Source organism: Streptomyces sp. XH2 (genome assembly GCF_049725035.1).
In the GTDB taxonomy this organism is placed as follows: Bacteria; Actinomycetota; Actinomycetes; order Streptomycetales; family Streptomycetaceae; genus Streptomyces; species Streptomyces roseoverticillatus.
Genome location: NZ_JBMMMZ010000004.1, coordinates 283,320 through 297,849 on the forward strand (window position 1 = coordinate 283,320; position 14,530 = coordinate 297,849).

Below are 14,530 nucleotides of genomic sequence, written 5' to 3' on the forward strand. Positions count from 1 at the left end.
CCGCCGCGGCGATCCGGCCCCACCGGGGTGCCCGACGGCGCCGACAAAAATGCCCGCCGCAACGGCGAGACACCACCGCGGCGCTGGTCCGGCGGACTCCGAGATCACCGCAGCCTGAATGCGGTCGTCGTCCGCCCGCCCGAGAGGGCAAACCTCAGCTCTCTCTTCAGCACCTTGCCGGAGGCGTTCCGTGGGAGGGCGTCCGCGAACAGCACGCGCTTGGGCACCTTGAAGGGGGCCAGCCGCTCCCGCGCGTACGCCACCAGCTCCTCCTCGGTCACGGTGCCGCGCGCGACGACCACGGCCGTGACCGCCTCGATCCAGCGTGCGTCGGGGAGACCGACGACCGCCGCCTCCGCGACCGCCGGATGACCGTAGAGCACGTCCTCGACCTCGCGGGAGGCGACCAGCACGCCACCGGAGTTGATGACGTCCTTGAGCCGGTCCACGACCGTGAAGTAGCCCTCGGCGTCCCGGACCGCCAGGTCGCCGGAGTGGAACCAGCCGTCCCGGAAGGCCTCCTCGGTCTCCTCGGGCTTGCCCCAGTAGCCCCGGCACAGCTGCGGGGAGCGGTAGACGACCTCGCCCGGGGTGCCGTCGGGCACCTCCGCGCCCTTGTCGTCCACCACGCGCGCCTCGACGAACATCACCGGGCGGCCGCACGAGTCCATCCGCCCCTCGTGCTCCTCGGGCCGCAGCACGGTGGCCAGCGGCCCGATCTCGCTCTGCCCGAAGCAGTTGTAGAACGCGAGGCGGGGCAGACGGGCCCGGAGCCGCTCCAGGACCGGCACGGGCATGACGGACGCCCCGTAGTACGCCTTGCGCAGCGCCGACAGGTCACGGGCGGCGAAGCCGGGGTGGCCGGCCAGCGCGATCCACACGGTCGGCGGGGCGAAGAAGCTGTCGGCCCGCCCCGCCTCCACCAGTTCGAGGACGCGGTCCGGGTCCGGCGCGTCGATGAGCGTGTTCTCCGCTCCCACCGCCAGGAAGGGCAGCAGGAACACGTGCATCTGCGCCGAGTGGTACAGCGGCAGGGCGTGCAGCGGCCGGTCCGTCTCCCGGAGGTCCAGGGCGGTGACCGCGCTCATGTAGGCGTGTACGAGCGCGCCGTGCGTCATCATCGCGCCCTTGGGCTGCGCGGTGGTGCCGGAGGTGTAGAGCAGCTGCGCGAGGTCGCCCTGGTCCGGGCCGCCGGCGAAGAGGGTCGGGCTGCCCGCGCGCCGCTGCACCGACCGCTCCAGCAGGGAGCCCGTGGCGTCGCGCAGCGGCAGGGTGCGCACGGAGCCGGGCAGCCGGTGGGCCAGGGCCGGGTCGGCGAGCACCAGCGCGCTGCCCGACTGCTCCAGGATGTAGCCCAGTTCGCCGCCCGTGAGCTGGTGGTTGACGGGCACGTGCACCAGGCCGGCGCGGGCGCAGGCCAGGAAGCCGATCAGATAGGCGTCGGAGTTGTGGCCGTAGGCGGCGACGCGTTCGCCGCCGCGCAGCCCGCTGCCGAGCAGGGCCAGGGCGGCGCCCGTCACGGCCTCGTCCAGCTCGCGGTAGGTCCAGACGCGCTCCTCGTATCGCAGGGCCGTCCGGTCCGGCACGCGCCGGGCCGTGCGCCGCAGGACGCCGTCCACCGTGCTGTCGTGGGCTCCCGTCATGCCCCGGATCCTGGGGCCGTCGTGCGCGGAAGGTCAAGGGGCGGCCGCATCGCGCCCACGGTCAACTCCCCGCGCCGCGCGGGCGTCCTCCTCCTCGCAGGCGACTCCTCGTCCCTCTGTACCCATGGGAGCCACGTTGCCCTCAAGACATCGCATCCGCGCCCTGGTGGGCCTCGGCCTGGCCGTGCTGACCTGCGCCGCCACGTTGCCCGGCGAGGCCGCGACCGCCGCCGCGACCGCCTCCGAACGCGCCTCGGGCGGCGGCCTGTCCGCCGTCATCCGCTACACCGAGTACGGCGTCCCGCACATCGTCGCCGAGGACTACGCGAACCTCGGCTTCGGCACCGGCTGGGCCCAGGCCGCCGACCAGGTGTGCACCCTCGCCGACGGGTTCGTCACCCTGCGCGGCGAGCGCTCGGCCCGCTTCGGCCCCGGCGCACGGCCGGACGGGTCCCTCTCGTCCGCCTCCACCAACCTCTCCAGCGACCTCTTCTTCCGCGGGCTCAACGACGCGAAGACCGTCGACAAGCTCCTCGAACGACCCGCGCCGGCCGGTCCCAGCCGGCAGGCCAAGGAGCTGATGCGCGGCTGGGCCGCCGGCTACAACGCCTGGCTGGCACAGCACCGCATCAGTGACCCGGCCTGCCGCGGCGCCGGCTGGGTCACCCCGGTCACCACGCTCGACGTGGCGCGGCGCGGCTACGCCATCACCGTCCTCGGCGGCGAGGGCATGGCCGCCGACGGAATCGCCGGTGCCGCGCAGCCCGGCGCGGCGGCCCGTACGGCCAAGGCTGCGGCGGACCCGGCCGATACGGCCCGCAAGGTCTTCGACCAGCAGCGCAGGGCCGCCGGCCTGGGCTCGAACGCGGTCGCCTTCGCGGGCTCCACCACCGCGAACGGCCGCGGCCTGCTCCTCGGCAACCCCCACTACCCGTGGCAGGGCGGCCGCCGCTTCTGGCAGTCGCAGCAGACCATCCCCGGCGAGCTGAACGTCTCCGGCGGCTCGCTGCTCGGCGTCCCCGTCGTGGAGATCGGCCACAACGAGCACGTCGCCTGGAGCCACACGGTCGCGACCGGCGTGCCGACGAGCCTGTACGAGCTGAGGACCGCGCCCGGCGATCCGCACGCCTACCTCGTGGACGGCAGACGGGAGAAGATGACCGAACGCAAGGTCACCGTGCCCGTGCGGGGCGAGGACGGCCGGGCGTCCGAGGTCACCCGCAGCCAGTGGTGGACGCGGTACGGGCCGGTGGTGACCTCGCTCGACGAGCTCCCGCTGCCCTGGGCGGACGGCAAGGCGTACGCCCTGGTGGACCCCAATGCGGAGAGCCTGCGCTTCACCGACAGCTCCCTCGCGCTGGGCAAGTCCCGCAGCGTGCGCGGGATCCAGGACGCCCTGCGCCGCACCCAGGGCCTGCCGTGGGTGAACACGATCGCCGCCGACTCCGGCGGTCACAGCCTCTACACCCAGTCCCAGGTCCTGCCGCGCGTCACCGACGAGCTGGCCGGCCGCTGCTCCACCGCGCTCGGGAAGCAGACCTTCCCGGCCGCCGGCCTCGCGGTCCTGGACGGCTCGCGCCGTGACTGCGCGCTCGGGCGGGACGCCGATGCCGTCCAGCCCGGCGTCTTCGGGCCGTCCGCGATGCCGTCACTGGTCGACGCCCCGTACGCGGAGAACTCCAACAACAGCCCCTGGCTGGCCAATGCGGACCGGCCGCTCACCGGCTACCCGCGGATCTTCGGCGACGTCGCCACGCCCCGCTCGGTGCGCACCCGCGGCGCGATCGAGGACGTCTCCGCCATGGCGCGGCGCGGCGGGCTGACCGTGGCGGACCTGGAGCGGCAGCAGTTCGCGAACCGTGCCCCCGCGGGCGACCTGGCCGCGGCGGACGCGGCGAAGGCGTGTGCCGCGCTGCCGGGCGGGGAGGCGACGGGCAGTGACGGCAAGGCCGTCGAGGTCACGGAGGCCTGCGGGGTGCTGGGCCGCTGGGACCGTACGGTGCGCACCGGCAGCAAGGGAGCGGTCCTCTTCGCCCGCTTCTGGGACAGGCTCGTCCGCTCCGTCCCGCAGGCGAAGCTGTGGCGCGTCCCGTTCTCCGCCGCCGCTCCCGTGACCACGCCGAACACCCTCGACACGGCCTCGCCGGCGTTCGGCCGCGCCCTCGCCGACACGGTCGCCGAGCTGCGGTCGGCGGGCATCGCCCTGGACGCGCCCCTGGGCGAGCACCAGTTCGTCGTGCGGGACGGCCGGCGGATCCCCGTCTCCGGCGGCGCCGACGCGCTGGGCATCTGGAACATGATCGAGTCTGCGCCGTGGGACTCCGCCCGCGGCGGCTGGTCGGAGGTGCGGCACGGCTCCAGCTACATCCAGGCCGTCGGCTTCGACGGCGGCTCCTGCCCGGTGGCCCGCACGCTCCTGACGTACGGGCAGTCCTCGGACCCCGCGTCGCCGCACTCCGCGGACCAGACCCGGCTGTTCTCGGACGGGCGCATGGTCCGGGGCAGGTTCTGCGAGAAGGACATCATGTCCTCGCCGCAGTTGCGGGTGGTGCGCGTGAGCGAACGCTGAGCAGCTCCTGCGCACCGGGGCCGGGCGCCGCTCACACCGGGCGGGCCCGGCCCTTCCAGTAGGGCTCGCGCAGACGGCGCTTGTAGAGCTTGCCGTTGGGGTCGCGGGGCATGGCGGCGATGAACTCGACGGCCCGGGGCCGCTTGTAGCCGGCCAGGGCCCCGGCGCAGTGCGCGAGGATGTCCGCGGCCAGCGGGGCGCCCGGCGCGTGGCCCTCGGCCGGCTCGACGACCGCGCGGACCTCCTCGCCCCAGTCGTCGTGCGGCACGCCGAAGACGGCGGCGTCGGCGACGGCCGGGTGCCCGAGCAGCACGGCCTCGATCTCCGCGGGGTAGATGTTGACGCCCCCGGAGATGATCAGGTCGATCTTGCGGTCGCGGAGGAAGAGGTAGCCGTCCTCGTCGAGGTGGCCGAGGTCGCCGACGGTGAAGAAGTCGCCGATGCGGCCGGCCCGGGTCTTGCCGGCGTCCTTGTGGTACGCGAAGCCGCCGGTGGTCATCTTCATGTAGACGGTGCCGAGCCGGCCCGCCGGGAGGCGGTTGCCGTCGTCGTCGAAGACGGCGAGCTCGCTGATGGGCCACGCCTTGCCGACCGTGCCGGGCTTCTTCAGCCAGTCCTCGGCGGTGGCGAAGGCGCCGCCGCCCTCACTGGCCGCGTAGTACTCCTCGATGCAGCCGCCCCACCAGTCGATCATCGCCCGCTTCACGTGGTCGGGGCAGGGCGCGGCGCCGTGCACGGCGTGGCGCATGGACGACACGTCGTAGCGGGCCCGGACGTGCTCCGGCAGGGCCAGCAGCCGCTGGAACTGGGTGGGGACCATGTGCGTGTGCGTGCACCGGTGGGTCTCGATCAGGCGCAGCATCTCCTCGGGCGCCCACTTGTCCATGACCACCAGCGGGTGGCCGATGTGCAGGGACGCGGCCGCGAACTGCAGCACGGCCGTGTGGTAGAGCGGGGAGCACACCAGGTGGGTGTTGCCGTCGAACGGCCGGATGCCGAAGATGCCGAGGAATCCGCCCAGGTGGCCTTCCTCGGGCGGCCTGCCGGTGAGCGGGCGGCGGATGCCGCGGGGCCGGCCGGTGGTGCCGGAGGTGTAGTTCATGACCCAGCCGGCGGTGCGGTCGGCGGGCGGGGTGTCCGGGCGGCCGTCGAGGAGCGCGGCGTACGGGCGGAAGCCCTCGATGTCCCCGACCGCGTAGCGCGCGGCGGCGGGCAGGGCGGCCTCGTCCGCGGCGGCCGTCGCCGCGGCGGCGAACCGCTCGTGGGCGATGAGCGCCTTGGCCTCGCAGTCGGCGACGATCCAGGCGATCTCCAACCCCACGAGGTGGTGGTTGACCGGAACCAGGTACAGGCCCGCCTGCGTCGCGGCGAGGTGGGCGGTGAGCAGTTCGGCGCTGTTGGGGAGCACGACGGCGAACGCGTCCCCGGCCCGCAGCCCCGCGGCGCGCAGCCCGTGGACGAGCCGGTTGGCGGCGCCGTGCAGGCGCCCGGCGGTCCAGGTGCCGCCGGCCGGGTCGACGAGGACGACGCGGCCGGGGTCGGCGGCGGCCTGTGCCCAGAAGCCGTTGGGCGGTTGGGGTGGCATGGGGCCTCCTTCGGGAGAGGAGGTGGACGGCGCGGGCGGGGTGCACGGCGTGCGGCGTACGCGGCCGGGACGGGCGCTACGGGCGGGGACCGCGTACGCCGTCCGGGCAGTCAGTCCGGTGCCGGACCGAGCGGGTCCGCGGCGCCGCGGCGGGCCGGACGGCCGGACGGTGTATCGGGGCCTGCACCGGGCCGGCCGCTGCCGCCCGCGGTGCCGGTCGCCGGGAGAGCCCCATGACCACGGACCGCAGGCGCTCGCTGCGCGTCCGGCGCGTCCGCGGCCGGTCCTGCCCGCCCCGCAGGGGCTTCCGCCCCCGACGCGATGCGGTCCAGGCGTGCGACGGCCCGTTCGAAGCCTCTCGTCAGGTCGTCGAAGACGGCCTGGACGCCGCGGCGGGTGGTCATGCTGCCGACGATCTGGCCGACCGGCGTGCCCAGCAGCGGCTCGGCCTCGTACTTCTGGATGCGGGTCAGCGCCTCGGCGACGAGGAGGCCCTGCAGGGGCATGGGGAGGGTGCCGGGGCCGGCGGGGTCGTCCCAGGCCTCGGTCCAGGCCGTGCGCAGCTGGCGGGCGGGCTTGCCGGTGAGGGCGCGCGAGCGCACGGTGTCGCCGGAGCCCGCGGCGAGGAGTTTGGCCGTCAGGGCGGGCGAGCCCAGGTCGGCCTCCTCGGTGGTGAGCCAGAGGGAGCCGAGCCAGACGCCCTGGGCGCCGAGGGCGAGCGCGGCGGCGATCTGCTCGCCGGAGCCGATGCCGCCGGCCGCGAGGACGGGCAGCGGTCCGACGGCGCGGACGATCTCGGGGGTGAGGACCATGGTGGCGATCTCGCCGGTGTGGCCACCGGCCTCGTAGCCCTGGGCGACGACGACGTCGATGCCGGCGTCGGCGTGCCGGGCGGCGTGCCGGGCGCTGCCGGCGAGCGCGGCGACGAGGACGCCGTGGGCGTGGGCGCGCCGGACGACGTCGGCGGGCGGCGGGCCGAGGGCGTTGGCGAGGAGGGCGAGCGGGTGGTCGAAGGCGGTGTCGAGCTGGGCGCGGGCGACGTCCTCCATCCAGCCGGTGATGCGCCAGCCCTGCCGGTCCCCGGCGGCGAGTTCGGGAACGCCGTGCCGGGCGAGGGTCTCGCGGACGAACCGGCGGTGTCCTTCGGGGATCATCGCCTCGACGTCCGCCTCGGTGACGCCCTCCACCTTCTTGGCGGGCATGACGACGTCGAGCCCGTACGGTCCGCCGCCGGTGCGGGCGTCCATCCAGTCGAGGTCCCGGGCGAGGTCGCCGGGGTCGGTGTAGCGGACGGCGCCGAGGACGCCGAGCCCTCCGGCGCGGGAGATCGCCGCGGCGACCGCGGGGAAGGGCGTGAAGCCGAAGACGGCGTGCTCGATGCCCAGCCGCCGGCTCAACTCGGTCTGCATGGGCGGCAGGATGCCGCAGGGGGCCGGGCGAGGGAAGAGCTTTTCTGACGCAACGTCAGCCAAGTTGGCCGGCCGGACGCTCAGCGGTGCAGCGGCCGCCCCCGCGCGGCCCCGACCCGGCGGACCGCCTCGACCTGCCGGTAGAGCTCCACGGCCTCCGTGGAGCGGCCCAGCTGTTCGAGGCAGTGCGCCTCGTCGTTGCGGCTGGTGAGGGCGTCCGGGTGGTCGGCGCCCAGCACCCGCTGCCGGGCCTGCGCGACCTCGCGGTAGACGGCGAGGGCCTCGGTCCAGCGGCCGAGCCAGCCGAAGGCGACCGCGATCTCGCGCCGGCTGACCAGCGTCTCGGGATGGTCGGCACCCAGCACCCGCTCGCGCAGCGCGCACACCTCGCGCGCCTCCGCCAGGGCCTCCTCCCAGCGCCCGAGGCGGCCGAGGTTGACGCCGAGGCAGTGCCGGGCGCGCAGGGTGTCCGGGTCCTCGGGCCCCTGGGCGCGGGTGCGCTCGTCCGCGAGCTCGCGGAACAGCCGCAGGGCCTCCGCGCTGCGCTGGAGGCGGCCGAGGCAGATGCCGGTCTCGTAGCGGGCGGCGAGCGTGTCGGGGTGGCCGGCGCCGAGCACCCGCTGCCGCGCGACGGCCACCTCGCGGTAGGTCTGCAGCGCCTCGGTCCAGCGGCCCAGCTGCCCGAGGGCGTAACCCACCTCGTAGCGGCTGACGAGGGTGTCCGGGTGGGCCGGGCCCAGGACCCGGGAGCGGGTGACCGCCACCTCGCAGGCCATGCGGTACGACTCCTCCAGCCGGCCCAGGCGGCCGAGGTTGAAGGCCAGGTTGTGGCGGCAGCGCAGGGTGTCCGGGTGGTCGGGGCCCGCGGTCCGCTCGCGCGCGGCGAGCACGGCGGCGTACACGTCGTGCGCCTCGAAGTGCCGGCCAAGCTGCCCGAGGACGTACGCCGTCTCCTGGCGCGCGGCGAGCGTGGCGGGGTGGTCCGGCCCGAGGGCGCGCTCGCGCCCGGCCGCGGCGCGGGCGTACTCGCGCAGCGCCTCGCCCGGGCGGCCCAGCACGCTGAGGGCGAAGGCGGCCTCGTAGCGGCTGGTGAGCGTGTCCGGGTGGTCGGGGCCGAGGAGCCGCTCGCGGTCGGCGGCGACGGCGGCGTGCGCCCGGCCGGCCTCCTCCCAGCGGCCCAGCCGGCCCAGGCGCAGGCCCTCCTGGTGGCGGGCCACGAGCGCGGCGACGGCTTCCGGCGCGGGCGGGACGGACGGCTCGCGGACGGCGGGCAGGCCGGCGGGCACGGCCGGGACGGACGCGGTGCGCGGTGCGGGCACGGCGAGCCCCGCCGGTCCCGCCGGCCCCGCGGTCCAGGCGCCCGTGAGCGCCGCCGCGGGGTCCGGCGGGAGCGCCGTCCGCGGTCCGGGGCCGGTCGCCTTGGAGCCGGTGGTCATGTTCCTGGCCCAGCCGGGCAGGCGCGGCTCGGGCAGCCGGACGGCGGACCGCACGGGGTACGGGCGGCGCTCGGGCGGCGTCCGGTGGACGGTCGCCGGGCGGGTGAGCCTGCCGTGGGGTTCCAGCACGAACAGACGGCCGTGCAGCTCCGCGGCGTCGGGAGGGCGGTCGTCGGGATCCTTGGCGAGCAGGTCGAGGACGATGCGTTCGAAGGCCTCCGGCAGCTCCGGCCGGTGGGTGCGCGGCGGCACGGGCGCGGTGTCCCGGTGGCCGACGAGCACGGCCCAGGCGTCGTCCATGTCGAACGGCGGGGCACCGGTGGCGAGCTCGTACAGCACGCAGCCCAGGGAGTACAGGTCGCTGCGGTGGTCGACGGGGCCGCCGCCGATCTGCTCGGGCGACATGTAGTGGGGCGTGCCCATGGCGATGCCGGTGCCGGTGAGGCGGGAGGAGACCGAGGAGTAGCCGATGGAGTCGCCGAGCCGGGCGATGCCGAAGTCGCAGATCTTCACGCTGCCGTCGGTCAGCCGCATGACGTTGGCGGGCTTGAGGTCCCGGTGGACGACGCCCTGGCCGTGGGTGTAGGCGAGGGCGGCGGCGACCTGCTCGGCGATCTCCAGGATGTCGGGCACGGCCAGCGGGTGCCCGCCGGTGTCCTCCAGGAGCTCGCTGAGGTTGCGGCCGTCGAGGAGCTCCATGACCAGGTAGAGCACGCCGTCGGACTCGCCGAAGTCGTGGATGACGGTGATGCCGCGGTGCTGCAGGGCGGCCGCGACGCGCGCCTCGCGCCGGAAGCGCTCGCGCAGCACCCGGAGGTAGGACGGCTCGTGCCGCGGCCCCATGGGCTTGAGGCACTTGACGGCGACCTGCCGGCCGAGCGACTCGTCGAGCGCCCGCCACACCTCGCCCATGCCGCCCCGCCCGATGCGTTCGAGCAGGCGGTACCGCCCTTGGATCAGCCTGGTGTCCGCCATCCCCCGCCGCCGCCCCCGTCGATGCCCCGCGCCTCCCCCGGTCCGTCCAGTATGGCGGCCCGTCTGTGCAGGTTGTAGACGGAAGGACGGGTACCGGGCCCGAGTCTGGCGACCGCGCGGAGGATGTGCTTGGGCGGCAGCTGCCAGCGGACGCCGGCGGGGATCAGGCGCAGCGCTGCGCCCGCGGCGCGCAGCCGGCGGGTGACGACGGCCGGGGGCGGGGCCGGCCGGCCGTACAGCTGGTGGGCCCAGGGGGGCAGCGCGGCGTAGGCGAGGGAGGCCGCCCGGCCCCAGACCAGGGCGCGGGCCGGGACCGCCGGGAGCGGCACGGGCGGGCGCCGCAGGAAGGCGTCGACCCCGCGGGCCTCCGGGGTGAGGGCGAGGTGGGGGCGCACCTTCTCGAAGTAGGCGGCCAGCTGTCCGCTCGTGCCGGGCACGCCGGCGGGATCGAGGCCCACGAGGCGGGCGGACTGCCGGTGTTCGGCGCAGTAGGCGTCGGCCTGGGCGTCGCTGAGGCGGATGCCGGAGCGGCGGACGACGTGGAGGTAGGAGTCGATTTCGGCGCAGTGCACCCACAGCAGCAGGCCGGGGTCGTCCACGGGGTAGCGCTCGCCGGTGCCGGGGTCGGTGGCGGACAGCCGGCGGTGGATGCCGCGGACGGCGGCGCCCGCGCGCTCGGCGGCCTCGGTGGTGCCGTACGTGGTGGTGCCCACGAAGTTCGCGGTGCGCAGCAGGCGGCCCCAGGCGTCCTCGCGGAAGTCCGAGTTCTGCATCACGCCGCGGACCGCGCGGGGGTGCAGCGCCTGCAGCCACAGGGCGCGCACCCCGGCGATCCACATCATGGGGTCGCCGTGCAGCTGCCAGGTGACCGAGGCGGGCCCGAAGAGCCCGGGGTCGGCTTGCGGCATGGGGCACCTCCCGTCGTCGTCAGGTTAGCGGCGCACGCGCGGCATCCCCAGGCCGATCCAGGAGATGATCTCCCGCTGGATCTCGTTGTTGCCGCCGCCGAAGGTGAAGACGACGGCGGCGCGGTAGGCGCGTTCCAGTTCTCCGTGGAGGGCGGCGCCGGCGGAGCCCTCCTTGAGGGGGCCCGCGGCGGCGAGGACCTCCATGAGCCAGGCGCAGGCGTCGCGGCGGGTCTCGGAGCCGTAGACCTTGGCGGCGGAGGCGTCCTGGGGGGTGAGGGCGGAGCGCTGCAGGGCGTCGACCATCTGCCAGTTGAGGAGCTTCATGGCCTCCAGGCGCAGGTGGGTGCGGGCGAGCCGGGTGCGGACCCAGCCGAGGTCGATGACGCGGCGGCCGTCGGCGAGCTCGGTGGCGGCGGCCCAGCGCCGGACGTCGCGCAGGGCGCGGATCGCGGTCGCGCCGTGGGCGGCGAGGGTGACGCGCTCGTGGTTGAGCTGGGTGGTGATCATCCGCCAGCCCTGGTTCTCCTCGCCGACGCGGTTGCGGACGGGGACGCGCACGTCCTCGTAGTAGCCGGCGGTGGTGCTGTGGGAGGCGAGGGTGTTGATGATGGTGCAGGAGTAGCCGGGGGAGCTGGTCGGTACGAGGAGGAGCGTGATGCCCTTGTGCGGTGGAGTGTCGTCCGTGATGGGGGTGGTGCGGACGGCGAGCCAGATCCAGTCGGCGCTGTCGCCGTTGGTGGTCCAGATCTTCTGCCCGTTGACGACGTAGTCGTCGCCGTCGCGCACGGCGCGCGTCCTGAGGGAGGCGAGGTCGGTGCCGGCGTCGGGCTCGCTGTAGCCGATGGCGAAGTCCAGCTCGCCGGAGAGGATCCGCGGCAGGAAGTACGCCTTCTGCTCGGCGGTGCCGAACTGCATGAGGGTGGGGCCGACGGTGTTGAGCGCCATCAGGGGCAGCGGCACGCCGGCCTGGGCGGCCTCGTCGAAGAAGATGAACTGCTCCATCGGGGTCCGGCCGCTGCCGCCGTACTCGGCGGGCCAGCCCACCCCGAGGCGGCCGTCGGCGCCGAGGCGGCGGATCGTGGCGCGGTAGAAGCGCTTCTGCGCGGCGGGGTCGTCGTGGCTCTCCGGGTCCCGGCCAAAGACCAGCCCGGCGAAGTAGTCGCGCAGCTCGGCGCGGAAGCGCTGCTGTTCCGGGGTGTACTCGAGGTCCACGGCCCCTCCAGGGTCTCGCCCGCACCGACGGCGCACACCGTAGAACCTGTTCCAGAAATGTGGAAGGCGAAGAAACAACAGACCTCGCAGGGCGTCAGCCCTGCGAGGTCCTGTCAGAAGCGGCGGACGGCGCCGCGGCCGTCAGCGGCCGGCGTGCCGGCGGTGGCGCCCCCCGGCGGGCGCGCCGCCCCCGCCGCGGCGCCGGCTGTGCGGCACGGGACGGGTGTGGCCGTGATGGCCGCCGTGCTCCGCGGCCTCCAGCTCGGCGAGCTCCTGGTCCAGGCCGAAGCGCTCCAGCAGCGGGACGCGGTAGAGCCGCGGCAGCAGCCAGGCGTGCCAGACGCCGGTGACGAAGAGGATCGCGGACGAGGCGATCAGGACCGAGCCGAGGGTGTCGGTCGGGTAGTGGGCGCCGACGTACCACCGGGAGAAGGCGACGAGCAGTACGGCGAAGGCGCCGGCGACCAGCACGGTGCGCCGGTGGCGCGACTCCCGGAAGAGGAAGTACGCGGCGATGACGACGGCCACGGTGAAGGCGGTGTGGCCGCTGGGGAAGCTGTTGGAGCCGATCTCGGGGTCCAGCATGAACTCCCTCGGCGGCCGGGGCCGGGCGACGATGGCCTTCGCGAGCTGGGTGCTGTTCCAGCCGACCGCGACGACGAGGAAGGTGGCGACCGCCGTCACCGGCCGGCGCCGGACGAACAGCAGCCAGCCGCTCCAGACCGCGAGGATCAGGACGCCGGCGATCGGGGACGCGAGAGCGCTGACCCCCTCCATGACCACGTTCAGCCACCCGGTGCGGAAGGTGGTCTGGACCGTGCGGTCCAGCTTCAGGTCGTGCGGCTGGATGAGATCGGTGTGCACCGCGACCAGGCCCAGCGCGATCGCGACGGCGAACAGCAGGACGGAGTTGCGCAACCAGTGGCGCACGTACGGCATGGGTGGGGCGTCCTTTGAATCGGTAGGGCGGTACCGGCACGGCAGTACACGCGAAGGTGACGATCGCCTGCCGTAGAGGTGACGACGGCACGGCTGTACGGCAAAGCTACACGCGCCCCGCCCGCACCCCCTCGGGGGCGCCCGCCGCGGGCGGCCGGCACGGGCCGCGGACATCGCCCGCCCACCGGCGCGGAGCACCCTGGGTGAGCGAGTTATACCCGACGGTGAGACCCCGGCCGGACGTGGAGACGGCTGCTGCGCAGCGCTGGAGCGGCCGCGGGGGACGGGATTCAGCCGATCGTGGGGCGGGTCCGTCCGGGCCGGGGGCGGTCACCCCTCGACGCCGCAGTTCCCTCCGCGGTTCCCGTGCGGTGGATTCTGTGCGGTATCTCAACCCGATCGCACACCTCGATCGCGCACCCGGTCCCTCACCGGATGATCGCCTTCCTGGTGGCCGGATCATGCTCCTCCCTCACAAGGCCCTTCAACCCCGGGCGCCCCCGCGAAGTCCTGCACCGTGTCCGCACACCGGCCGGAGCAGAGGGGTTGCACGCCATGACCATGCGCACCATCCACAGAGCAGTCACGGGAGCACTGGCCACCGCGGCGGTGACCGCTGCGGTCCTCACCGTCCCCGCGCAGGCCGGCACGGCCGACGGCACCGCCTCCGGGCGGCACGACCGGCACTCCGCCACCCGCAGCGCCATGGAGGTCCAGATACGGGCGGGCATACCCGGCGTCCTGGGGCAGACCCGGGACGCGGGCGGCACCTGGCAGGGGTCCGCGGGAGTCGCCGACCTCGACACGGGACGCCCGCGCCTGCCGCAGGACCGCTTCCGCATCGGCAGCGTCAGCAAGGTCTTCACCTCCGTCGTCCTCCTGCAACTGGAGGCCGAGGGCAGGCTGAGCCTGGACGACTCCGTCGACCGCTGGCTGCCCGGCGTGGTCCGGGGCAACGGCCACGACGGCCGGAAGATCACCGTCCGGCAGCTGCTCAACCACACCAGCGGGATCTACAACTACACTGCGGACCCGGAATTCCAGAAGCTGATCGGCCCCGGCTTCCGCGAGCACCGCTTCGAGACCCACACCCCGGCCGAGCTGGTGAAGATCGCGACGGCGCACGCGCCGGACTTCCGGCCGGGCGAGGGCTGGAACTACTCCAACACCAACTACATCCTCGCCGGCATGATCACCGAGAAGGTGACGGGCCACTCGTACGCCACCGAGATCGAGCGGCGCGTCATCCGCCCCCTCGGCCTCCGCGGCACCACCCTCCCGGGCACGTCGCCGAAGATGCCCGACCCGCACGGCACGGCCTACACCTCGGCCCTCTCCGAGAAGCCGGGCACGAAGCCCTTCGACGCCACCGAGCTCAACCCGTCGTGGGGCGGGGCCGCCGGCGAGATCATCTCCACCGCCGGCGACCTCAACCGCTTCTACGCGGCTCTGATCGGCGGGAAGCTGCTGCCCGGGGCCCAGCAGCGCGAGCTGCAGACCACCGTCTCCACCGGCGGCAAGATGCCCGGGGCCCGCTACGGCCTCGGGGTCGCCGAGATCCCGCTGTCGTGCGGCGTGACCGTGTGGTCGCACACCGGCGGCATCCACGGCTCCCTCACCATGGCCGCCTCCACGGCCGGCGGCAAGCACACCGCCGCCTTCAACCTGAACGGTGACTGGGCCGGCGACTTCACCGCGCTGACCGAGGCCGAGTTCTGCGGCAAGGTGCCCTCCGGGGACTCCGCCGGGCGGACGCCCGAGCGCGCGCCGCAGAAGGTGATGACGCTGCGCTGACGCGGCCGGGGCTCCGGCAACGACCGCGGCCCGCGGCTGTCACCAGCCGCGGGCCGCGGT

At 74.8% G+C, this 14,530-nt stretch carries 8 protein-coding genes and 1 pseudogene; 2 read left to right on the forward strand and 7 right to left on the reverse strand.

The annotated features are described in order from the left end of the window. Nucleotides 1-104: 104 nt before the first annotated feature. A complete protein-coding gene (locus ACOTKD_RS10710) occupies nt 105-1,643 on the reverse strand; it encodes a fatty acyl-CoA synthetase (protein ID WP_424888651.1) in 1,539 nt (512 codons plus the stop codon). Nucleotides 1,644-1,779: 136 nt separating this feature from the next. On the opposite strand from ACOTKD_RS10710, the gene ACOTKD_RS10715 reads away from it, so the two are divergent. Beyond that, entirely contained in the window at nt 1,780-4,212 is a 2,433-nt protein-coding gene (locus ACOTKD_RS10715) for a penicillin acylase family protein (RefSeq protein WP_424888652.1), read from the forward strand. A gap of 31 nt (nt 4,213-4,243) precedes the next feature. Here the strand turns inward: ACOTKD_RS10715 and ACOTKD_RS10720 are convergent, their stop codons facing one another. From ACOTKD_RS10720 to ACOTKD_RS10745, 6 genes and pseudogenes are all read right to left on the reverse strand, one after another. Then, complete coding sequence (locus ACOTKD_RS10720) at nt 4,244-5,797, reverse strand: acyl-CoA synthetase (RefSeq protein ID WP_424888653.1); 1,554 nt, start codon at nt 5,795-5,797, stop codon at nt 4,244-4,246. Nucleotides 5,798-6,114: 317 nt separating this feature from the next. Further along, nucleotides 6,115-7,206, reverse strand: a pseudogene (locus tag ACOTKD_RS10725) (NAD(P)H-dependent flavin oxidoreductase); the annotation flags it as partial. A gap of 80 nt (nt 7,207-7,286) precedes the next feature. Beyond that, nucleotides 7,287-9,617: a tetratricopeptide repeat protein gene (locus ACOTKD_RS10730; protein WP_424888654.1), complete on the reverse strand. Its 2,331-nt coding sequence runs from the start codon at nt 9,615-9,617 to the stop codon at nt 7,287-7,289. Then, on the reverse strand, nt 9,599-10,525 hold the full coding sequence (locus ACOTKD_RS10735; protein ID WP_424888655.1) for an oxygenase MpaB family protein: 927 nt from the start codon (nt 10,523-10,525) through the stop codon (nt 9,599-9,601). The genes ACOTKD_RS10730 and ACOTKD_RS10735 overlap by 19 nt, the downstream gene beginning before the upstream one ends. A 24-nt stretch (nt 10,526-10,549) precedes the next feature. Continuing rightward, a complete protein-coding gene (locus tag ACOTKD_RS10740) occupies nt 10,550-11,737 on the reverse strand; it encodes an acyl-CoA dehydrogenase family protein (RefSeq protein WP_424888656.1) in 1,188 nt (395 codons plus the stop codon). A 141-nt stretch (nt 11,738-11,878) separates the two neighbouring features. Beyond that, nucleotides 11,879-12,676, reverse strand: coding sequence for a phosphatase PAP2 family protein (locus ACOTKD_RS10745; RefSeq protein ID WP_424888657.1), 798 nt, complete (start codon nt 12,674-12,676; stop codon nt 11,879-11,881). Nucleotides 12,677-13,231: 555 nt separating this feature from the next. On the opposite strand from ACOTKD_RS10745, the gene ACOTKD_RS10750 reads away from it, so the two are divergent. After that, entirely contained in the window at nt 13,232-14,470 is a 1,239-nt protein-coding gene (locus tag ACOTKD_RS10750; protein WP_424888658.1) for a serine hydrolase domain-containing protein, read from the forward strand. Nucleotides 14,471-14,530 lie beyond the last annotated feature (60 nt).

Bases quoted from the DNA above. Each gene is read 5' to 3' on its own strand.
- ACOTKD_RS10710 (WP_424888651.1), bottom strand. From the start codon at position 1,643: ATGACGGGAGCCCACGACAGCACGGTGGACGGCGTCCTGCGGCGCACG.
- ACOTKD_RS10720 (WP_424888653.1), bottom strand. From the start codon at position 5,797: ATGCCACCCCAACCGCCCAACGGCTTCTGGGCACAGGCCGCCGCCGAC.
- ACOTKD_RS10730 (WP_424888654.1), bottom strand. From the start codon at position 9,617: ATGGCGGACACCAGGCTGATCCAAGGGCGGTACCGCCTGCTCGAACGC.
- ACOTKD_RS10735 (WP_424888655.1), bottom strand. From the start codon at position 10,525: ATGCCGCAAGCCGACCCCGGGCTCTTCGGGCCCGCCTCGGTCACCTGG.
- ACOTKD_RS10745 (WP_424888657.1), bottom strand. From the start codon at position 12,676: ATGCCGTACGTGCGCCACTGGTTGCGCAACTCCGTCCTGCTGTTCGCC.
- ACOTKD_RS10750 (WP_424888658.1), top strand. From the start codon at position 13,232: ATGACCATGCGCACCATCCACAGAGCAGTCACGGGAGCACTGGCCACC.